This is a genomic window from Sphaerisporangium sp. B11E5, assembly GCF_039871875.1.
Lineage (GTDB): Bacteria > Actinomycetota > Actinomycetes > Streptosporangiales > Streptosporangiaceae > Sphaerisporangium.
In genome coordinates this window covers 69,860-90,059 of sequence record NZ_JBDPMD010000040.1, presented here as the reverse complement: position 1 = coordinate 90,059, position 20,200 = coordinate 69,860, and the positions used below count along the sequence as shown (strand labels likewise).

The 20,200-nt window shown below is 71.3% G+C and carries 19 protein-coding genes and 1 tRNA gene; 10 read left to right on the top strand and 10 right to left on the bottom strand.

Annotation, left to right across the window (positions count from 1 at the left end):
- Positions 1-160: 160 nt before the first annotated feature.
- Positions 161-1,150 (bottom strand): hypothetical protein, encoded by a 990-nt coding sequence (locus ABGB17_RS28990; protein ID WP_347635128.1) that lies wholly within the window; start codon positions 1,148-1,150, stop codon positions 161-163.
- Between the two features lie 84 nt (positions 1,151-1,234).
- Here ABGB17_RS28990 and ABGB17_RS28985 point away from each other — a divergent pair, with 84 nt between their 5' ends.
- Both ABGB17_RS28985 and ABGB17_RS28980 read left to right on the top strand, forming a co-directional pair.
- Entirely contained in the window at positions 1,235-1,903 is a 669-nt protein-coding gene (locus ABGB17_RS28985; protein WP_347635127.1) for an HAD family hydrolase, read from the top strand.
- 76 nt (positions 1,904-1,979) lie between these two features.
- Positions 1,980-2,048 (top strand) — tRNA-Phe (locus tag ABGB17_RS28980).
- Positions 2,049-2,111: 63 nt separating this feature from the next.
- On the opposite strand, the gene ABGB17_RS28975 is transcribed toward ABGB17_RS28980, so the two are convergent.
- From ABGB17_RS28975 to ABGB17_RS28965, 3 genes are all read right to left on the bottom strand, one after another.
- On the bottom strand, positions 2,112-2,267 hold the full coding sequence (locus tag ABGB17_RS28975) for a hypothetical protein (RefSeq protein WP_347635140.1): 156 nt from the start codon (positions 2,265-2,267) through the stop codon (positions 2,112-2,114).
- A gap of 157 nt (positions 2,268-2,424) precedes the next feature.
- The gene (locus tag ABGB17_RS28970) at positions 2,425-2,898 is read right to left on the bottom strand and encodes a GNAT family N-acetyltransferase (protein WP_347635125.1); all 474 of its coding nucleotides are present in this window, start codon (positions 2,896-2,898) and stop codon (positions 2,425-2,427) included.
- Positions 2,899-3,071: 173 nt separating this feature from the next.
- A complete protein-coding gene (locus ABGB17_RS28965) occupies positions 3,072-5,834 on the bottom strand; it encodes an AAA family ATPase (protein WP_347635123.1) in 2,763 nt (920 codons plus the stop codon).
- A 93-nt stretch (positions 5,835-5,927) separates the two neighbouring features.
- On the opposite strand from ABGB17_RS28965, the gene ABGB17_RS28960 reads away from it, so the two are divergent.
- The 6 genes from ABGB17_RS28960 (at position 5,928) to ABGB17_RS28935 (ending at position 12,803) form a co-directional block, all read left to right on the top strand.
- On the top strand, positions 5,928-8,729 hold the full coding sequence (locus tag ABGB17_RS28960; protein WP_347635121.1) for an AAA family ATPase: 2,802 nt from the start codon (positions 5,928-5,930) through the stop codon (positions 8,727-8,729).
- 102 nt (positions 8,730-8,831) lie between these two features.
- Positions 8,832-9,365 carry a helix-turn-helix transcriptional regulator gene (locus ABGB17_RS28955; protein WP_347635119.1) on the top strand — a complete coding sequence of 178 codons (534 nt, stop codon included), beginning with the start codon at positions 8,832-8,834 and terminating at the stop codon, positions 9,363-9,365.
- A gap of 228 nt (positions 9,366-9,593) precedes the next feature.
- A complete protein-coding gene (locus ABGB17_RS28950; protein ID WP_347635117.1) occupies positions 9,594-10,385 on the top strand; it encodes an alpha/beta fold hydrolase in 792 nt (263 codons plus the stop codon).
- A gap of 52 nt (positions 10,386-10,437) precedes the next feature.
- Positions 10,438-11,244, top strand: coding sequence for an alpha/beta hydrolase (locus tag ABGB17_RS28945; RefSeq protein ID WP_347635115.1), 807 nt, complete (start codon positions 10,438-10,440; stop codon positions 11,242-11,244).
- Between the two features lie 52 nt (positions 11,245-11,296).
- The gene (locus ABGB17_RS28940; protein WP_347635113.1) at positions 11,297-12,085 is read left to right on the top strand and encodes an oxidoreductase; all 789 of its coding nucleotides are present in this window, start codon (positions 11,297-11,299) and stop codon (positions 12,083-12,085) included.
- A gap of 58 nt (positions 12,086-12,143) precedes the next feature.
- Positions 12,144-12,803 (top strand): alpha/beta hydrolase, encoded by a 660-nt coding sequence (locus tag ABGB17_RS28935; protein WP_347635111.1) that lies wholly within the window; start codon positions 12,144-12,146, stop codon positions 12,801-12,803.
- A gap of 67 nt (positions 12,804-12,870) precedes the next feature.
- Here the strand turns inward: ABGB17_RS28935 and ABGB17_RS28930 are convergent, their stop codons facing one another.
- Genes ABGB17_RS28930 through ABGB17_RS28905 form a run of 6 tightly spaced genes read right to left on the bottom strand, consistent with a single transcriptional unit; the run spans position 12,871 to position 18,292 of the window.
- The gene (locus ABGB17_RS28930) at positions 12,871-14,052 is read right to left on the bottom strand and encodes an ABC transporter permease (protein ID WP_347635109.1); all 1,182 of its coding nucleotides are present in this window, start codon (positions 14,050-14,052) and stop codon (positions 12,871-12,873) included.
- 1 nt (position 14,053) lies between these two features.
- Entirely contained in the window at positions 14,054-14,704 is a 651-nt protein-coding gene (locus tag ABGB17_RS28925; protein WP_347635138.1) for an ABC transporter ATP-binding protein, read from the bottom strand.
- A 50-nt stretch (positions 14,705-14,754) separates the two neighbouring features.
- Complete coding sequence (locus ABGB17_RS28920; RefSeq protein WP_347635107.1) at positions 14,755-15,807, bottom strand: peptidoglycan-binding protein; 1,053 nt, start codon at positions 15,805-15,807, stop codon at positions 14,755-14,757.
- Positions 15,807-16,361: a hypothetical protein gene (locus ABGB17_RS28915; protein ID WP_347635105.1), complete on the bottom strand. Its 555-nt coding sequence runs from the start codon at positions 16,359-16,361 to the stop codon at positions 15,807-15,809. The genes ABGB17_RS28920 and ABGB17_RS28915 overlap by 1 nt, the downstream gene beginning before the upstream one ends.
- 25 nt (positions 16,362-16,386) lie before the next feature.
- Positions 16,387-17,622, bottom strand: coding sequence for a HAMP domain-containing sensor histidine kinase (locus ABGB17_RS28910; RefSeq protein WP_347635103.1), 1,236 nt, complete (start codon positions 17,620-17,622; stop codon positions 16,387-16,389).
- Positions 17,623-17,638: 16 nt separating this feature from the next.
- On the bottom strand, positions 17,639-18,292 hold the full coding sequence (locus ABGB17_RS28905; protein ID WP_347635101.1) for a response regulator transcription factor: 654 nt from the start codon (positions 18,290-18,292) through the stop codon (positions 17,639-17,641).
- Between the two features lie 180 nt (positions 18,293-18,472).
- Here ABGB17_RS28905 and ABGB17_RS28900 point away from each other — a divergent pair, with 180 nt between their 5' ends.
- Both ABGB17_RS28900 and ABGB17_RS28895 read left to right on the top strand, forming a co-directional pair.
- Positions 18,473-19,138, top strand: coding sequence for a HEAT repeat domain-containing protein (locus tag ABGB17_RS28900; RefSeq protein ID WP_347635136.1), 666 nt, complete (start codon positions 18,473-18,475; stop codon positions 19,136-19,138).
- A 6-nt stretch (positions 19,139-19,144) separates the two neighbouring features.
- The gene (locus tag ABGB17_RS28895; RefSeq protein WP_347635099.1) at positions 19,145-20,146 is read left to right on the top strand and encodes a MerR family transcriptional regulator; all 1,002 of its coding nucleotides are present in this window, start codon (positions 19,145-19,147) and stop codon (positions 20,144-20,146) included.
- Positions 20,147-20,200 lie beyond the last annotated feature (54 nt).

Here is a 20,200-nt window from a genome sequence, read left to right as displayed (position 1 = left end):
CCCGGCTCCGCCTCATCCCAGGCGACACACCCCACAAGAACCCACACCCGCACACACTCACCGCTTAACCTGCAGAAACAGGATCACGCAGAGATCAACTCATACACCACTCCGCTGGACGTGACCCGAACCCTGGCGGATTTCGGGGGGCCAGGTGGGCTTAATCGTCGATTTCGTAGCGGTACCAGCGCCGCGGGTCACCGTCCTCGTGCAGCCACAGTGTCCAGTCCCGGCCGATCTTGCCACGCGCCCAGCCCGCCGGCTGCCGGCCTTCCGGTAGTACCAGGGGTTGCCGGCCGGTCTCCACGACTGCTCCGCCCTCCTTGCGGGCCCCGCGGATCTCCCAGTGATACTCGCCGTCCACACGGTGCTGATCTAGAAAGGCGAGTTGGGGACCGGAGATGGCCAGGCCGCTACATCGGGTGACAGGGTTCGGCGTGACGGCACGGATGCCGTTCGCGTCGATCTCGACTAGCGGAAAGTCGGTGTAAGGGCAGGCGTGGACCGTCTCGCGGCCGACGTTCAGTGCGTAGCAGTCACACCAGGCGATACCTGGAGTGTCGGACGCCAGCCACGGCGGGCCTTCACCTTTGTCCCATCGGGCGAGGCCGAGCATGGATCGCTTGGAACAGGTGCCGTCCGGGTTGGCAGCCCAGTAGTTCGACTCGTCGAAGTAGCTGGTCCAGATGTTCCCCCGCGGGTCGGTCATGAGCTGCTCGATGCCGTCACCCGCGTAGAAAGCCGCCCGGGTCCACCCGTCGCCGTCGATCACCCGGACGTTGGCGGCGAGCAGGAGCTCATCCCTGGGCACCGGCTCCAGGTAACGCTCGTACGGTATGCCGGAAGGAAGACATCGGGCTGCCGCCAGCACGACGCCGTCGCCGAGGGTGTCGATGTCGGTGAACCACAGTCCGAGGTCGTTCAGCGCAATCTCGTGGATTTCGGTTTCGTCGCAGATGACAGCGATCGCGTCATAGCGTGGAGGCGGCCGGAGCCCGGGGAGGTGCGGGATGGAGACGAAGCCCTGGGCGGGATCAGCAACCAGGGCTACGAGCCGACCGAGATGGTCGATGGTCGAAGCCAGGACCTCAAAAGGGGCGTAACGGTCGGGGAGCGTCGCGTGGAGCGCGAGCCGGCGGTCAGCAGGCATGGGCCTTTCTGATCGTCATGCCCCCATGATCGCACACACCCGAGGGGCACCAGTCTTGGACGTACAGCCTCATAGGATCGCTCTGTGCAACGGCTTGCGCTCTTTGACCTGGACAACACTCTTGTGAACCTTGACGAGGCGTTCCGGATGTGGGTCGAGGAGTTCGCCGGCGAGCATGACCTGGGGGCGGAAGCGGTTGACTGGCTGATCGCTCTTGACCAAGAGGATTTTCCTCATCGAGAGGTGTTCTTCGCCAAGGTCCGTGAGCGTTTCACGCTGCCGGAGTCGGTTGACGAGATCTGGAGCCGCTACCGGAGGCGCATGCCGCACCTCGTGCGCTGTCAGCCCGAAGTTCTGGACGGCCTGGCCCGGCTACGGGCGACCGGATGGCGCGTGGCGATCGTGACCAACGGGATGGCGGACAACCAGCTCGGGAAGATCCAGCAGACCGGCTTGACCAAAGCCGTAGACGCCTACGCGTTGTCGGGAGCCGAAGGCATCCGCAAGCCAGACGTCGCTCTGTTCAGGATCGCGGCCAGGCGGTGCGGCATGACTCTCGGTGAGGGTGGTTGGGTGATCGGTGACAACCCCACCGCCGACATCGCCGGCGGACGGGCCGCGGGTCTCCGGACGATTTGGATCGACCGGGGCACCTGGCCCGGTGTCGACCATCAGGCTGACCACGTGGTCACGGACGTACTCCAAGCCATTGAGATATTGCAGATGCGGAAGGAAGGGGGCGGCTCGCCCTGACAGCAGTGGTGACAGCAACGTCGGCCACCAGGGGCGTTCGGCGGCAGCGGTACACCACCTTCTGGCCTTGGTCTTCGGTAGGGGAGCAGGGCGGCTGCTCCGCCTGAAAAGCGGAAGGTCGGCGGTTCGACCCCGCCCCTGACCACCGTATGGCCTGCGAAAAGCCCGAACCATGATCACGGTTCGGGCTTTTACATCGACGACTACATCAACGCTGAGCGATCTCTTTCCCGAGTCGCTTGAGCGCTCTCGTCTGCGCGTATACATCCATGGTGACCTCTATGTCGCTGTGGCCGACGATCTCGCGAACCATGTGCGGAGGTACGCCGAGGTCGAGGAGGAGCGAGACGGCCGTGTGCCGGATGTCGTGTAATCGGAACGTCTCCAGACCGACTCGCTTCCGTACTGTGTGGAACCTGGCGCAGGAGATTGCGTGAGTCGATTGGCTTGCCGGATGAGGTGGTGAAGATCAACCCCGCTGGCTGCGGCGGGTCGAAGGTGCGGCGGCGGCTTGAGGGGGATCAGGCGCTGTTTTGGGTGATATCGGCCTGGAGTAGGCGCGGAGAGGATGTGAACCCATGACGGCAGTAGGCCGAGATCGCCTGGTCACTTGAGTGAACGGTGATGCGTTCCAGTCCGAGATCGCGTCCGGCGGCCAGGACCGCTTGAATCAGCTGACCGCCCAAGCCCCCGTTACGCTCGCCCGGCAGCACGTATACGCATTGCAGATCACCCGATGCGCGCTCGAACGCGCGCGGATGTGGGACACGCTGACTGATCGCCAGCCATGCCATGCCGATGACCAGGTCACCGCGGACCATGACCATGCATCGATGGGAGGACTGGTTCTCCTTTGCCCAGGCCACAAAGCGCGGCACGAACTCATCCAGTGCGGAGCCGGAGGTGCCATAGATCTCCTGCACCCACCGCCAGCGCAGCTCAGCGACAGCGTCGAGATCATCGGGCCGTACGGGACGAATAACGAGGTCGTTCACAACGTCCATCCTGGCGCAGGTGCAGCTCCCGTGATGGCCATGTGAGGCCTGCTTGGTCAGCGTCCGGCATGCGAGCGATCATGGTGCCTACTCCTGAGAAAGCGGAAGGTCGATGGTTCGACCCGCCCCTGACCACATGTAGTTCGGGTTGGCGACTTGTCGCCGGCGTGGGGTCAGTCCGCCCGGTCACGGCGGAGGGCGGGGAGGTTGGCTCGGGAGTCGATGCCGAGTTTGGGGAGCAGTTGGGCCATGTGTGTGCCGACTGTGCGGCGGGACAGGTAGACCTGTTCGCCGATCTCCTCGTCGGACAGACCGTCGGCGGCGAGCCGGGCGATGTGCAGTTCTACCGGGGTGAGCTTGTCGCGGGCTGCCAGGACGCGGTCGGCGCTGGTCTCGCCGCAGGTGTGCAGGGCGCGCCTGGCGCGGTCGCTCAACGGCACGACGCCCAGTGCGTCGAAGGTGTCGCGAGCGGTGCGCAGCAGCGGCAGGGCCGAGCCGGGGTCGCCCTGGTCCAGGAGCCATTCTCCGTAGGCCACCTGTACATATGCCCGGGCGAACGGCCAGCGGGTGTGGTCGGCGGCGAGCGCGTCGGCGAACCTGGCCCGTGCGTCCGCCGGGTCGGCGAGCAGTGCCCGGGCGAGCGGCAGGCCCACGTGCAGCGCGGGTGCGGGCGTTGTCCGCGCCACCTCCTCCAGGTCGCGCAGTACCGCCCGTGCCGCGCCGGCGTTTCCGCTCCTGGCGGCGGCGTCGGCGAACGCGGTCACCACGTAGCAGCGCAGCGCGAGCTGGTACGACGGGTCGGCGGGGTCGTGCAGGCGGCGCAGGTGCTCGTACGCCTCCGCGTGCCGGTCTTTGCCCAGCGCCGCCAGGCCGCGGGCCATCTGCACGGTGGCGAGCACCGGCCGCACCCCGGCGGCCACGCTCATCGCCTCGGCACGGGCCGCGAGCTCCCGGGCGTGGTCGGGTTCGCCGCGCAGCGCGGCGATCAGCGCCTGGGTGGACACGGCGGTGCCGTACATCTGTGGTTGGTCCGTCTCGAGGGCGAGCCGGGCCGCCTCCTCGGCGGCCGGGATCGCCACGTTCAGGTTGGTCCGGTGCGCCGCGCTCCACGCCTGCTGGGCAAGGGAACGGGTGAGCAGGTACAGCCGTCCCTGCGCGCGCAGCCCGGGCAGCGCCGCCGCGGAGAAGGTCTCCACCTGCTCGAACGCGCCGACGAGTACCGCCGCGGAGCCCAGCAGCCGGGCCGCCTGCGGGTCGATGACGGGCCCCGTGGCCAGTTCCCTCAGTCCGTCGATGACCACGGCGCCGCGGTCGAGCGGCGCGGCGTACGCGAGGATCGCCAGCAGCAGCGGGTTCGTGGCCGGCACCGGCAGGCTTTCGGCGGCCGCGACGATCCGGCGGCGCGCCTCGGCGCCCGGCTCGATCCAGAAGCACTGCAGCGCGGCGCTCCACAGGATGCGCAGCGCCTCCTCGGGCCGTCCCTCCGCGGCGACCGACTCGGCGAGGGCGGCGAGCGCCTGCGGGCCGGTCGCCCTGCCGTCCGAACCGTCGTCGAGGGTGCCCCGGATCCACCGGAGCCGGGCCTGCTGCCGGGAGGTGAGCGGCAGCAACTCGGTCTGGCGCAGCAGCCGTACGACGACGTCGCGGCCGCCGAGCTCCACGGCCTGGTCCGCCGCCCGGAGCAGCCGGTCGGCCCGCCGTTCCGCGTCCCCGGTGAGCTTGGCCGCCTGCTCGAGCGCGGTCACCGCCTCGGTCGGGGCGCCGCGCTGCGCGACGCGGGCGGCCATGGTGTCCAGCTCGGCCGCGATCTCCTCGTCGGGCCGGGCGGCGGCGGACGCGCGGTGCCAGATCCGGCGGGCGGCGGCGTGTTCGCCGTCCTGCCGGGCGAGCGCTTCGGCGAGCGCGGCGTGGCCCGCGCGGCGCTGCGGCAGCGACGTGGCCTGGTAGATCGCTGAGCGCATGAGCGGGTGCCGGAACCGGATCTGGGCGGTGTCCTGCCCGATCAGCCCGGCTCGAATTCCGGGCGCCAGGTCGTCGTGCGTGACGGGCCCGGCGGTGAGGACGGCGGCGGCTGTGATCGCCTCCTCCAGTGCGGTGCCGTCGTCGAGGGCCGTGACCAGCAGCAGAGCTCGCGTGGCGGCGGGGAGGTCGCCCAGCCGGGCGCCGAAGGCGCGCTCCAGCCGCTCGGTCAGCGGTAGCCACGGCGAGGAGAGCAGGCCGGCCCCCTGGTCGCGCCATTCGCCGGTCAGTTCCACCAGCGCGAGCGGGTTGCCGGCGCCTTCGTCGAGCAGCCTCCGCCGGGTACGCGGATCCATGCCGGGGGCGCGCGCGTCGAGCAGGCGCGCCGCGGCCGCGTCCGGCAACGGCCGCAGCGCGAGCTCGGGCAGCCCGGCCTCGGCCAGCGCGCAGGGCACGCCGTCGCGCAGTGTGACGAGCAGCGCCACCGGCTCGGCCTCCAGCCGCCGGGCGACGAAGGACAGCACCCCGGCGGTGGGCGGGTCGAGCCACTGGCCGTCGTCGGCGAGCACCAGCAGCGGGTTCCGGCTCGCCGCCTCCACCAGCAGGTTGAGCGTGGCGAGCGCGACCAGGTACAGATCGGGCACGGGAGCGTCGATGAGCCCCAGGGCGGCCGCCAGCGCGCGCCGCTGCGGGCCGGGCAGTGCCCCGTCGTCCAGCCGCGCGGAATGCAGCAGGCGGTGCAGCCCTGCGTACGGGAGGTGGAATTCGGCCTGCGTGCCGGCCGTGGACAGCACCCGCAGCCCGGTGTCCCGGCCGGCGTCCGCGGCCGCGGTGAGCAGTGCGGACTTGCCGATGCCGGGCTCGCCGCGGACGATCAGTGAACTGCCTCCGTCGCGGAGCCCGCGGAGGAGGCCGGAGAGCTGGGAGATCTCTGGCTCTCGCCCGAAAAGCGCATACTTGGCGGACTCGCTCGACATGGTGACATAGTCTCCTGGTGCCGTTTCCCGGTCGAACCCAGTCCGGCCCCGGTACGTGCGCACGCGTCGTCGAGGGGGAGCTGAGGGGGAATCGTGTCCGACGACGTCACCGCTCAGGGGTCCCGGCCGGCGCCCGCGGCGCTGCACGGTCGGGACGCGGAACGGCACGTGATCGACGAGATGATCCGGCGGCTCGGCGCGCGACTCAGCGACACGCTCGTCCTCGCCGGCGAGCCGGGCGTCGGCAAGACGCGGCTGCTGCAGACGGCGGCCTCGGCGGCCTCGGCCGCGGGGCTGCGGGTGCTCACCATCTCCGGCGTCGAGTCCGAGCTCCCGCTCGGCTTCGCCGCGCTGCACCACCTTCTCGCGCCGTTCCTCGATCGGCTCGAACGGATTCCCGGCCCGCAGGGCGATGCCCTGCGGCGGGCGTTCGGGCTGATGCACGGCCCGCCGCCGGAGCAGTTCCTGGTCGGTCTCGCCACCCTCAGCCTGCTCGCCGAGATCGCGTCCGACCGGCCACTGCTCTGCCTCGTCGACGACGCGCACTGGTTGGACCGCGACTCCGCCCAGGCGCTCGCGTTCGTCGGCCGGCGGCTGCACGCCGAGGGGGTCGGGGTGCTCGTGGCGCTACGCGAACCCGAGGCCGCGATCTTCGAGGGCCTGCCGGTGCGCCCCGTCCGCGGGCTGCGTGACACGGACGCTCGTCGGCTGCTCGCGGAGTGCGTCACCGGGCCGCTCGACGACGCGGTGGCCGAGCGGGTGGTGGAGCAGACCGACGGCAACCCGCTCGCGCTCATCACCCTCGCCACCGCCCTCTCGCCGAAGCAGCTCGCGGGCCACACCGAGCTGCCGGTACGGTTCCCGCTGGGCACGCACCTGGAGACGTACTTCCTGGGCCAGGTCCTGGCGCTGCCCCCGGCCACCAGGGAGCTGCTGCTCGTCGCCTCGATCGCGCCCGCGCACGACCAGGCGCTGCTCTGGCGGGCCGGGGCCCTGCTCGGCATGTCCCCGGTGGACGCCGACCCGGCGCTCGCCGAGGGCATCCTGCTGCTCGGCGACCTGGCCGGCGGCAGCGTCACCTTCCGGCACCCGCTCATCAGGGCCGCGGTCTACAACGCCTCCACGCCGGCCGACCGCCGCCGCGCGCATCGCGCGCTGGCGGACTCCAGCGACCCCGTGCTCGACCCCGACACCCGCGCCTGGCACCTCGCCGCCGCCACCGCGGGCACCGACGAGAGCGTCGCCCGGGCCCTGGAAGCCTCCGCCGAGCGGGCAGGAGCGCGCGGTGGCCACACCGCCCAGGCCGCCTTCCTGGCCCGTGCCGCCGAGCTCAGCCCGGACGCGCCGGCGCGCGGCGGCCGGCTGCTCGCCGCGGCCGGGGCGTACCTGGTCGCCGGGGACGTCGCCGCGGTCCGCCGGTTGCTCGACCAGGCGCGGCCGATGCTGGACACCCCGGTCGCCCGGGCGATGGGGGAGCGGCTGCGCGCCGCCGTCGCCAACTACGACGACCGGGTGGCGCACGCGCCCGCGATCCTGATGGACGCCGCCGCCGCGCTCGGCGGCCGGGACGAGCGGCTGACCCGGGTGATCCTCCGGGAGGCGCTGGAGACCGCCATGGTCGCGCTGGAGCACACGGTCGGCACCACGCCGATCGAGGTGGCCCGTGCCGTGCTCGCCGTACCGGCCGATCCGGCGGGGCCGGCGGCCGACCTGCTGGCCCGGGCGTTCGCCACCCGGGTCACGGCCGGGTACCGGGCCGCGGTGCCGCTGATGCGGGCCGCGGTCGCCGAGCTGTGCACGGCGGAGCGGCTCAGCGAGGAGGGCATGCCGCTCGCGCTGCTCGGCGGGCTCGCCGCCGACGAGCTCTGGGACGAGCAGGGCCGGTCCGCGCTGCTGCGCCGGCTGGCGGCGTCCGGCCGCGAGAGCGGGGCGTTGCACGCGCTCCGGGTGACGCTCACCCTGCTCGCCGGCGGCGAGCTGCGCGCGGGCCGGATCGCCGTCGCCGACGGGCACTACGCCGAGAATTTCGACCTGTACGCGATGAGCGGGGTGATGCCGCGGGGCCGCCCGCAGTGGCAGATCGAGCAACTGGTCTGGCAGGGCCGGGAGCAGGAGGCGCGCGCCGCCGCCGAGCAGATCGCCGTCAACGCGGTCCAGAACGTCCCGGCCCTGGTCAACCAGGCGGCCCTGGCCATGACGGTGCTGGAGGTGAGCCTCGGCAACTACCGGGAGGCGCTCGACCGGGCCCGCCCGCTGTTTGACCGCGACCCGCCGGGCAACGGCAACCGGGTCCTGCCCGACCTGGTCGAGGCGGCGGTACGGGCGGGTGACCCCGACATGGCACGGCAGGCGTTGGCGCGGCTGGAGGAGCGGGCGCCGATCAGCGGCATGCCTTGGGGACTCGGCCTGCTCGCCCGCAGCCGTGCGCTCCTCGGCGAGCTGACCGGCCGCGCCCCGGAGCCGCTCTACCGGCAGGCGCTGGAGCTGCTGGGACGTACCCGGATGCGCACCGACCTGGCTCGCACCCACCTGCTGTACGGCGAATGGCTCAGGCGGCACCGCCGTCGCGGCGAGGCCGGGGCGCAGCTTCGTACGGCGCACGAGATGTTCGCCGCGATGGGCGCCGGGATCTTCACCGAGCGCGTCCGGGTGGAGCTCGCCGCGACCGGCGAGCGGGTCGCGCCCCCGGCCGCGCCGGTCGGCTCCGTCCTCACCCCGCAGGAAACCAAGATCGCCACCCTTGCCGCCGAGGGTGCGACGAACGCGGAGATCGCCCGGCGGCTGTACGTCAGCACCTCGACCGTCGAGTACCACCTCACCAAGATCTTCCGGAAGTTGCGGCTCACCTCCCGGCGGCAGTTGCGCGAGCTGTTCAAGGACGGCCCCGTCGGCTGACCGCGGCCTCGCGGACACACTGGGGTGTTTCCCTGATTCGGCGACCCGCCCCGGCGCGGTTCCATGAGGACGAACGGTCAAGGCGACGCAGGGGAGGAAACGGTGCTCGCTCACGATCCGTACACCGCCGGGTCCGGCCGGCGTCGGGCCTTGCACACGCATTTCCTTGAGGTACGCCGGAAGGCGAAGGGGCCCGTCGCCGTCGTCGACGCCCACACCATGTTCGTGAACAGCGCCGCCGCGGGCTTGCTGTCGTCCGCGGATCGCACGCTGCTGTGGGAGTGGGCCGGGCGGCGGCTGAGCACCGCGCCGGGACGGCGGCACGCGCGGCTGACCCTGCCGTCGGGGACGCTGACCGGGCGATGCGAGGGCGTCTACGACGACCATGTCCTGACCGGCGCGGTGATCTGGCTGGACGGCGGGCCGGCCGAGACCGGACCGGCCTGGTCCCGGCTCACCGATTCTGAACGGACCGTCGCCGAGCACGTCGCCCGTGGGCTCACCAACCGGGAGACGGCCGCCCTGCTGTTCATCTCGCCGCACACGGTCGACTACCACCTGCGGCAGGTGTTCCGGAAGTTCCAGGTGCGGTCCCGGGTGGAGCTGGCCCGGCTGATGGCGATCCAGGCCGGCTGAGCCCGAGATGGCGGGTCCTCGACGTGCGAAGTCCGTACGTCGAGGACTACGTGTTCACGTGGGGTGGCGCGCGGGCCGGGCCCCTAGCGTGATGGGTGCGCCCGCGCTCGGCACGACGTCCTGATCGTCCGGGTGTACGCCCGTTCCGGCCGTTCGCCTCCGTCGCGACGTTCCGGCTCCACGTCGCGGTTCCCCGCCTTCGGTTCGATCACCTGCTGAGAGGTCACCATGAGCACTCCCGTCATCTTCATCCACGGACTGTGGCTGCACGCCACGTCCTGGACCCCCTGGATCGACCTGTTCCAGGAGGCCGGCTACGCGCCGAGCGCGCCCGGCTGGCCAGGCGACGGCGCGACCGTCGAGGAGTCCCGGGCGAACCCTGAGGCCATCGCCGGTCACGGCATCGACGACGTCGTCGAGCACTACACGAAGATCATCAGCGGTCTGCCGGAACGGCCCATCCTGATCGGCCACTCGTTCGGCGGCATGATCGCCCAGAAGCTGCTCGGGCTGGACCTCGCGGCCGCCGCCGTCGCGATCGACGCCGCGCAGATCAAGGGCGTGCTGCCGGTGCCGCTGACCACGCTGCGCTCGGCGTTGCCCGTGTTCCGCAACCCCGCCAACCGCAACCGGGCCGTGTCGCTCACCGAGGCTCAGTTCCGGTACGCCTTCGGCAATGCCGTCTCCGAGCAGGAGTCCGGCGAGCTGTACCGGCGCTGGAGCATCCCGGCCCCGGGGAAGCCGCTGTTCGAGGCCGCGGCGGCCAACTTCGACCCGCACTCGCCCGCCAAGGTGGCGACCGGGAACGAGGCCCGCGGCCCGCTGCTGCTGATCACCGGCGGCCGGGACCACACCGTGCCCGAGGCCGTCACCCTGGCCACCCTGAAGCAGTACCGGCACTCCGCCGCGGTCACCGACTTCCACGAGTTCCCTGACCGGGCGCACTCGCTCACCATCGACGGCGGCTGGCGCGAGGTCGCCGACGTCACGCTGGCCTGGCTCGCCCGCCAGTCGCTCTGATCACGATCAACCCGGCACCTGCTCGCCTTCCTCGACTGAAAGCTGAATCCATATGATGAACCGCCCCCTCCGCCGTCGCGGCGCGGTGATCGCGCTGGCCGCCCTCGCCCTGTTCACGCTCGGCGTCCCGGCATCGGCCGCCGGCCGTACCGATCACCAGAAGCCGACCATCGTGCTCGTACACGGCGCCTGGGCCGACGCCTCGAGCTGGTCGAAAGTGACCGGCCGGCTGCAAGAGCTCGGGTACACCGTGCTCGCCGCGCCCAACCCGCTGCGCGGGCTCGGCGGCGACGCCGCGTACCTGTCGGCGTTCCTCGCCCAGCGGACCAGCGGCCCGGTCGTCCTGGTCGGCCACTCCTACGGCGGCGCGGTCGTGACCAACGCGGCCGCCACCGACCCCGACGTGAAGGCGCTCGTCTACGTCAACGCGTTCGCGCCCGACCAGGGCGAGACGATCCTCGGCCTGCAGGGCGGCGGCGACCCGAGCGCGCTGTTCGACGTCGTGGGCTACCCGGGGGCGCCGGCCGGAGACGTCGACCTCTACATCAAGCCGGCGGTGTTCCCGCAGGCGTTCGCCGGTGATCTGCCGGCCGCCACGGCCGCCCGGCTGGCCGCCGAGCAGCGCCCGATCACGCTGAGCGCGCTGCAGGAGCCGTCCGGGGCGCCCGCCTGGAAGACGCTGCCGAGCTGGTACCTGGTAGGCACGGAGGACGGCATCCTGCCGCCGTCGCTGCAGCTCACCATGGCGAACCGGGCGCACAGCAAGGTCACCGAGATCGCCGCGTCGCACCTGTCGATGTTGTCCCGGCCGCAGGCCGTGGTGGACGTCATCGTCGCCGCCGCCAGGTCCTCCCGCTGAACCCGCGCGGCCCCGCAAAGGCGCGGGGCCGCGTCCCGTAGAAAGGCCCGTCATGGAGCTGCACCTTTCAGGCAAGACCGCCGTCGTCACCGGCGCGAGCAAGGGCATCGGGCTGGCGATCACCCGGGCGCTCGCCGCGGAGGGCGTCAGCGTGACCGCCGGAGCGCGGCACATCAGCGCCGAGCTGTCCGATCTGGCGGCGGGGGGCCGCGTCCGCCCGGTCGCGGTGGACCTCGCCACCCTGGACGGCCCGGCCGAACTGGTCGAGGCCGCCGGCGTGGCCTTCGGCGGCCTGGACATTCTGGTCAACAACGTCGGCGCGGTACGACCGCGCACCGGCGGCTTCGCGTCCGTCACCGACGTGGACTGGCTCGCCACCCTGACCGTCAACTTCCTGTCCGCGGTGCGCGCCACCCGCGAGGCGCTGCCGCTCATGCTCGGCCGCGGCGCCGGCACGATCGTGTCCGTCAGCTCGGTCAACGCGTCGCTGCCGGACCCGCTGGTGATCGACTACAGCGCCGCGAAGGCGGCCCTGGCCAGCTTCAGCAAGTCCCTGTCGAAGGAGCTGGGCCCGCACGGGATCCGGGTCAACACCGTCAGCCCTGGGCCGGTCGCCACCGACCTGTGGCTCGGCGCGGACGGCGTCGCCGCCACGCTCGCCCGCCACAACGGCGGCGAGTCGCACGCGGTGGCGACGCAGGCCGCCGCCGACTCGGTCACCGGCCGGTTCACCCGCCCGGAGGAGGTCGCCGACCTCGTCGTCCTGCTCGCCAGTGAGCGCGCCGGCAACGTCACCGGCGCGGACTTCGTCATCGACGGCGGCCTGATCGATACCCTGTGACCTGGGCGGACGGCGGTGTTCGCCTCGTCGGACGAGTTCGTGTGCGGCCAGGAGCGCCGTGAGGCTCCGTGCGGAACCGCTGCGCCGCGGGCTGGCCGCGGTCGCGGCGGCCAACCCGTTGCGCAGCGTCGCGGGCGACGCCGCCTACATGCGCGACGTGATCGCCGGCATCGGACGGCCGGTCGTCCTGGTCGGCCACTCCTACGGCGGCATGGTGATCAGCCAGGCGGCGTCCGGCAACGACGCCGTGCAGGCCCTCGTGTACGTCGCCGCCTTCGCGCCTGAGCCCGGGGAGAGCGCGCTGGTGCTGTCCGGCAAGTTCGAGGGCAGCAGCCTGGGTGGCGCGCTGGTCGCCTACCCAGGCTCTGTCGGCGGCAACGAGTTCCGGATCGCCGAGGACAGGTTCCACCAGCAGTTCTGTGCCGACCTCGACGCCGATGAGGCCGTCCTGATGGCGGCGACCCAGCGGCCGGTGACCGAACAGGCGCTGACCGACGGGCTGACGGTGAGCGAGCCGGGCTGGCGTGCCAAGCCGTCCTGGTTCGTCCACGGCGATCGCGACCTCAACATCCCGGCCGAGGCGCTGAGATTCATGGCCCAACGCGCCGGCTCGCTCGGGACCCGCGAGATCGCGGGGGCCTCCCACGCCGTCGGGGCGTCCCAGCCAGACGCGGTGGCCGCAGCCGTCTTCGACGCCATCAGTCACGTACAGGGCTGAACGAAGGCGTCGGGCACGCGGTGTTCTACGAGCGGCCTTGTGAGCCTGCTCGTGACATGGCTGCTTGTCAGGTCGCCGCCAAGGCTTCCGTGGGTGACAGGCGGGCCGCGCGGATCGCCGGGTACAGGCCCGCGATGGCGCCGATCAGCACCGTTGCGCCGGTGGCGCCTGCGAGGACCCACAGGGGCATGACTGTGGGCCACTTCTGCGTGGTGGCGTACATTCCGGTCACCAGATAGCCGAGCAGCGCGCCGGACGTGCCGCCGAGCAGTGACAGGAGCAGCGACTCCGCGATGAACTGTGTACGGATCTGGCCTTTTGTGGCGCCCTGTGATCTGCGGAGGCCGATCTCCGAGCGCCTTTCCAGTACCGAGATCACCATCGTGTTGGCGACGCCTATCCCGCCTACCAGTAGCGCGACGGCGCCCAGGCCGAGGAGCAATGCGTCGAAAGTGGCGTTCGTGGCCCGGCGTGCGGCCAGGGCGTCGGACGGCTTCGACACCTGGACCGTGCCCGGTGCCGACGGGTTGGCCGTGGGGGCGAGTACGGCTCGCACGGCCTCCACCTGTGACTCGGCCGAGCGTGTGTAGACCGTCGTCGGATGGCCGTCAAAGTCCAGGTACGTCGTGGCCGCGGGCCAGCCCATGAGGACGGCCGAGTCGAGTTCCGGGGCCAGCAGCACCTTTCGCAGGACCCCGGCCACGACCCACCGTCGGCCGCCGATGTGGACGGCGGGCACGTTCCCTAGCCGCTCGGCCGCGGTCGCGCCGAGCACCACCACCGGGTACCTGTCGGTGGCCCCGTTGAGCCAGGTGCCGTGGTGGAGCGTGCCGCCGACCGTCTTGAGGAGGTCGAGCTTGGCCGCGAGTACGGACAGGCCGCCGGACTGCGCGGCTGGGATGCGGTCGTTGCGATAGGCGTACGTGTCGTTGAGCATGCCGGTCGCGGTGGCCGACCGCACCGGGGCGATCCGCTTGATCATCGCGATCGACTCGTCGGGCAGGGCGGCCTGCTTGCCGAACATCGTCTTGCCGGGGGACACGGTCAGCATGTTGGTGCCGAGCTTCGCGAGTTCCTGGTCGAGGTCGGCGCGGCTGGAGGCGGAGATGCCGACCACCGCGGTCATCGCCGCGATGCCGATCGCGATGCCCAGTGCCGACAGCACGGCGCGCAGCGGGCGTGAGCGCAGGCCGTAGCCGCCGAGCCGGGCCAGGTCCGGCACGCGCAGCCGGGCGGGGCGCAGCGACATCTCAGACCACCTGCCCGTCGCGCATCGGCACCTGCCGGGGCAGGCTGCTCGCGATCTCGCGGTCGTGCGTGATGACCAGGATCGTCGTGCCCGCGTCGTTCAGCTCGCGCAGCAGGTGCATCACCCCGGCGCCGGAGACCGAGTCGAGGTTCCCGGTCGGCTCGTCCGCGAGCAGCAGCGGCGGGTCGCCCGCGACCGCGCGGGCGATGGCCACCCGCTGGCGTTCGCCGCCGGAGAGCTGGTGGGGGCGGTGGGTGAGCCGCGCGCCCAGGCCGACCCGTACCAGCGCGGCCTCGGCGCGCTGCTCGCGTTCCCGTTTGCCGGCGCCGGTGTAGAGCAGGCCGTCGGCGACGTTGCCCAGCGCGTCCCGCCCCGGCGCGAGGTGGAACTGCTGGAAGACGAAGCCGATACGCCGGGCGCGCAGCGCGGAGAGCTGACGGTCGGACAGCGACGCCACGTCGTGCCCGTCGATTCGCACGGTGCCCTGTGACGGCCGGTCCAGTGTGCCGGCCAGGTTCAGCATCGTGGACTTGCCCGAGCCCGACGGCCCGGCGATCGCGAGCAGTTCGCCGTAGCGGACGACCAGGTCGACCGAGCGCAGCGCGGTGACCCCGCCGGGGTAGGTCTTGGTGACACCGGCGAGCTCGATCACCGGGTGGCCGGTGAGGGGGGCCGGGGCGGTCGCGACGGGTTCGAGGGGATTCACGATGGCATCGCCACTTTCAGGCCGGCCTGCAGCCCGCTTCCGGTGATCTCCACCTTGCCGTCGGCGAAGAGCCCGGTCTCCACCGCCACGTTCCGCGTCGTGCTTCCGTCGACGATCTGCACCCCGTACCCGCCTTCGGCGAGCGCGAGCAGCGCGGCCACCGGAACGGCCAGCACGTCCGGCCGCTTGCCGGCGGTGAAAGCGACGGTGACGGCAGCCGCGCCCCTGGCCTTGACCGTCGAGGTGAAGCGGATTGTCACCTGGATGCGGGTGGTGTCCGCTTCGGCGTTCTCGCCCTGGCTCACGACCGTGGCGACCTTGACGATCTTGCCGGGGGCGACCTTCTCGTCGGGAAGCGTGACCCGCACCGTGGCGCCCTGCCTGGCGAGCCGCCCCGAGCTCATGTCCAGCCGGACCGTGACCAGCGGCGAGGTGCCGGTGACCTTCTCCACGGTGGCGCCGGGCCCGACCACGGTCCCCACCTGCGTACTCAGCGAGTCCACACGCACCGGGCCGGCGGCGTACACGATCTGGCCGGGATCCACCGTGCCGGTCCTGGTCAGGCCGAGGTCGTCCTGCCAGTCCCTGACCGCGGAGGCGGTCGCCCAACTGTAGGTCCTGTCGACGGTGAAGCCGCGGTAGCCGAGCGCCCGGAGGTTCCGCTCGAACTGCTTGACGTCGGCGCCCCTGACGCCCGTCGAGAGCGTGCGATACGCGGGGAGCGAGCCGTAGAGCAGGGTGACCGGCCTGTTGTCGAGGTGGAACATCGCCTTGCCGCGGGTGATCGTCCAGCCCTCCGCGGGCAGCCAGGTCACGGTGCCGTCGCCGCGCGACGAGATCGATGTGGTGTCGCCGTGGCCGAGCGTGCCGTCGTGCTCCTCCCGGTCGACCAGCGTCCGCTTGGTGATCTCGGCGGTGGACACCGGCGTGCTGTCGGCGAAGCCGGGGCTTCCCTTCGCCGCCGGTAGGTTGACGACCGTGATCGCGGCGGCCACGGCACAGGCCGCGAGCACGCCGGCGACCACACCCGCGGTGCGTCGTGCACCCATCAGGAGTTTTCCTTGCTCCGCGGAGCCGGCATGTACTTATCGCACTCCTGTCTCGCTTTCTGGAAAGCCGGGTCGTCGGGCTCGACACCGAGAACCTTGGAGTCGATCGTGATGGAGCCGTTCGCGTCGGGGTCGGGATATTCAGCGAATCCGTGGTCCCGCATGCATTGCGACACCTGGCGCAGCTTGGTGAATTCCTCCGCGCTGAGCTGCCCGCCTTGCCGGCTCTCCCAGGGGGCGTACGCCTTGCACGCCTCCTCCGCCTTGTCCACCTTGCTCTGGTCGACGCCGTCGGGAGCGTGCACCTTCAGATTGCCCGTGGCGTCCGGGTCGGGGAACCACGTGAGGCCCTGATCCCGCATGCATTGCGAGAATTTCAGCGCCGAGGCCTGATTGTCTCCCGGCGTCACGCCGGCCTCAGGCGTGCCGGACTTGGCGGTCGCCACCGCCGGGTCGATCTGACGGGAGCAACCCGCGGTTCCCACGGCAAGCAGCAAAGCAACCGCGGCGAGAATCGGTCCAATTGTCTTCGGCTTCGTCGTATTCGTGGACATGCGTCATGTTCTACGCTTCGGCCGGTCACACGACGGGCACAGAAAACGCTTTGCCGCTCTTCTTGATTTCTACGACCGGGAAAAGCACTCTGATCGCGAGGCCGCCCTCCGGCCGGGCCCGTACGGTCAAGTCCGCTGAATGGGCGGTGGCGATCGAGTGGACGATGGACAGGCCGAGGCCGTGATGGCCGTCGTCGGCGGTTCGGTTGAGCCGCTGGAACGGGCTGAGAAGTTGGTTCACCATCTCCGGTGGGACGGGTGGCCCGGTGTTGGTCACCGACAGGAAGGGACGCGTGGCTTCTGTGCCTGTCGTCACCTCCACACGTCCGTCCGGGACGTTGTGGCTCATCGCGTTGTCGACCAGGTTGGCCACCAGTCGCTCGATGAGGGCGGGGTCGCCGGTGATCTGGGCGGGCCGGATCTTCGACGCTACGGCCAGGTTCTTTCGCCGCGCCTCCGGGTCGGTGGCTCGCAGCACGTCGCCGGTCAGTTCGGACAGGTCGACGGTCTCCAGGCGGTCCAGGCCGCGTTCGCTGGTCGCCAGGACGAGCAGCGATTCGAGGAGCCGGGCCTGTTGCTCGCTGACGGCCATCAGTTGCTCGAACTGCTCCCGGAACGAGTCCGCGGTCGCGTCCGGGTCGATGACGGCTTCCTCCAGCAGGGCATGCTCCAGCGTCAACGGCGTACGCAGCTCGTGTGCGGCGTTGGCGACGAACCTCTTGTGCGAGTCGAGTGTCGCCTCCAACCGGCCGAGCAGCCCGTCGACGGTGTCCGCGAGATTCTTGAGCTCGTCGCGCGGCCCGGTGACGGCCAGCCGTTCGTGCACGTTTTGCGCCGAGATGCGCTGGATGCTGTCTGTCATGGTCTGCAGTGGCCGCAGCACCCGCCCGGCCACCAGCCAGCCGAGGACGGCCGCGAGCACCGACATGATGGCGAGCGCCACGCCCGACTGCACGAACAGCTGATTCATGATCACTGCCCGCTGCCGGCGGGCCTGCTCCTGGACCGCCTCGGCGATGCGCCGTTCCGCTTCGGGGAGCCGGACGTCCGCGGGAAAGGTCTCCCACAGGTAGATGCTGACGCTCCGCCCACCGGACGGCGTCGTGCTGGTCGTGGACATCGCGACGTTCGGCCCGCTGTGTGCGACCAGGAGATAGGTGATGGCCAGCAGGACGGCGCCGGAGAGCAGGAAGAGCACGCCATACAGGAGGGTGAGCCGCAGCCGGACCCGCATACCGGAGATCGTGGACTTCAGGCTCATGAGGATCCCGTCCCGTTCAGATTCGGTAGCCGGCCCGGGGAACGGTCTCGATGACGGGCGGCTCACCGAGCTTCGACCGGAGGCGGTTCATGGTCGCCTTCACCGTCGTCGTGAACGGGTCGGTGGCCTCGTCCCACACCCGTTCCAGGAGTTCCTCGGCGGAGACGACCCGGCCCTGCGCGGTGAGCAGGTACTCGAGGACGGCCAGTTCCTTGGGATTGAGCGCCAGCCGCGTCCCGGCCCGGGTGGCGACCCGCTGGGCCGGGTCGAGCGTCAGGTCACCGCGCACCAGCACGGGCGGCACGGCGGGCTGGGAACGCCGGCCGAGCGCCCGGATGCGGGCCACCAACTCGGGATAGGCGAACGGCTTCGGCAGGTAGTCGTCCGCGCCGATGGTGAGGCCGCGCACCCGGTCGGCGATGGTGGCGGCCGCGGTCAGCATGAGCACCCGGGTGCGCAGCGGCTCGCCCATCAGCCGGCGGCACACCTCGTCGCCGGACACATCCGGCAGGTCGCGGTCGAGGACCACCACGTCATAGTCGACCTCGACGGCGCGGTCGAGGGCCGCCCTCCCGTCATACGCCACGTCGACCGCCATGCCTTCGCGCCGCAGGACCCGCGCCACCGAATCGGCGAGCCGCACGTGATCCTCGACGACCAGGACCCTCATCCGTCTCTCCCGACCGCCCGTGTCCGCCTCCGTTACGGAACGCCAGCGTACGGGTGGGGCGGTCACATGGTTGTCACAACGGCCCCGGCCAGGCCGTGCGCGGGGCGTCTTCGATCGCCGTGACCAGGTTGACCTTCACACGGTGACAAGGTCTTCACTGTGGCCGAGGAGGTGGTCCCGATGGCCATGCCGGACGAGGACATGAACACGATGCGAGTTCTCCAGGGGCTGGAGAGCAGTTCGTCGGTGCGGCTGCAGGCGGCGCTGACGCTCGGCACGAAGCCCGATCCGCGGTTCGTCGACAAGCTCGTCGAACGGTGCGCGGTCGAGCCGGATTTCTATGTGCGTGACATGCTGACGTGGGCACTCACCCGCCACCCGGCGTCGATGACGGTCCCGAAGCTCATCGATGAGCTCGGTTCTGAGCGCGCGCAGGCACGGAGTCAGGCTTTGCACACGTTGTCCAAGATCGGGGATCGGCGGGCGTGGCCGGCGATCACGCGGGCGCTTCTGACCGACGCCGACGACGAGGTGGCGCGGAGCGCGTGGCGGGCGGCGGTTGTGCTGGTGCCCGAGGGTGAAGAATCCGAGTTGGCCGGAGTGTTGGCGACACAGCTCGGGCGTGGCGAGCGTGAGACGCAGTTGAGCCTCAGCCGGGCGTTGATCGCGCTGGGTGAGGTGGTCGTGCCGATCCTGCGGGCCGCGATGACCGATCTCGACCCTCGCGTGCGTCGGCACGCGATCGCCACGGAACGGCTGTCGCGCGACCCGGATGCCGGGTTCGAGTTCGCGATCGAGGAGGCGAAGCGCGTCGTGGCTCTCGGCACGACCGGTCAGGAGGAGTGACAGCCGGTGTTGATCGGTGATGTGGCACGACGTTCGGGGGTCAGCGCCCGCATGCTCAGGCATTACGAGTCGCTGGGCCTGGTGCGGCCGACGGGTCGTACCGTGGGCGGCTACCGGGAGTACTCCAGCGAGGACATCCGGCGGATCTTCCATATCGAGAGTCTGCGGTCGTTGGGGCTGTCGCTGCGTGAAGTCGGGCGAGCGCTCGATGATCCCGGCTTCACGCCCTCGGAACTCGTCGACGATCTCATCCGCCAGACGCGAGAACGTATCGCCGGTGAGACGGAGCTGCTGACTCGGCTCCGCCGGATCGGTGCGGCGGAACCCGCCGACTGGGAGGACGTCCTGCGGATCGTCGCACTCCTGCAGGCCTTGGGGTCGGAGAGCGCCGGCAAGCGCCAGCGCGCGGCCCTGTCCTCGGCCGAGGAGGCTCCGCTGCCGGTGGAGGCACTGGTCGAGGCGGCGCTGAGCGAGACGGACCCGAACGTCGCGGGGGCCCTCCGATGGGCTCTGGCGCGATCGGGCGAGGACGGATTGGCGCTGCTGGCGGAGGGCCTCGGCTCACCGGCGGCCGAGGTGCGCAAACGTGCCGTCCAGTCCATCGCCGAGATCCCGAGCGGTGCGGCGACCGCACTGCTGCGGGACGCCCTCACCGACCGCGACATCGTGGTCCGCAGGTGTGCGGCTCTGGCGCTCGGGGCACGCGGTGCGGCCGACGCGGTCCCGACGCTCATCGGCATGATCGTCGAGGGGACGAACGACGCCGACGCGGCCGATGCGCTGGGCGCGCTGGCGAGCGATCCCGCGTCGGCGGACCGGATCGCCACCAGGCTCGCCGGCCACCTCGCCCACGGCACCGAACCGCCCGCACGCCTACGGCTGGCACAGGCGCTCGCGGACATCCCGGGAGCCACGGCGTCACGTGCCCTCGCGGATCTGTCCCACGACGAGGACCGTGCTGTCGCGCTCACCGCGACATACATTCTCAAGCTGCGAAACGCGCGGTGACGGATCTGAGCGCCGATCGGATCGTTCCCGCGCCGTCCTCACCGCCGGGTGGCG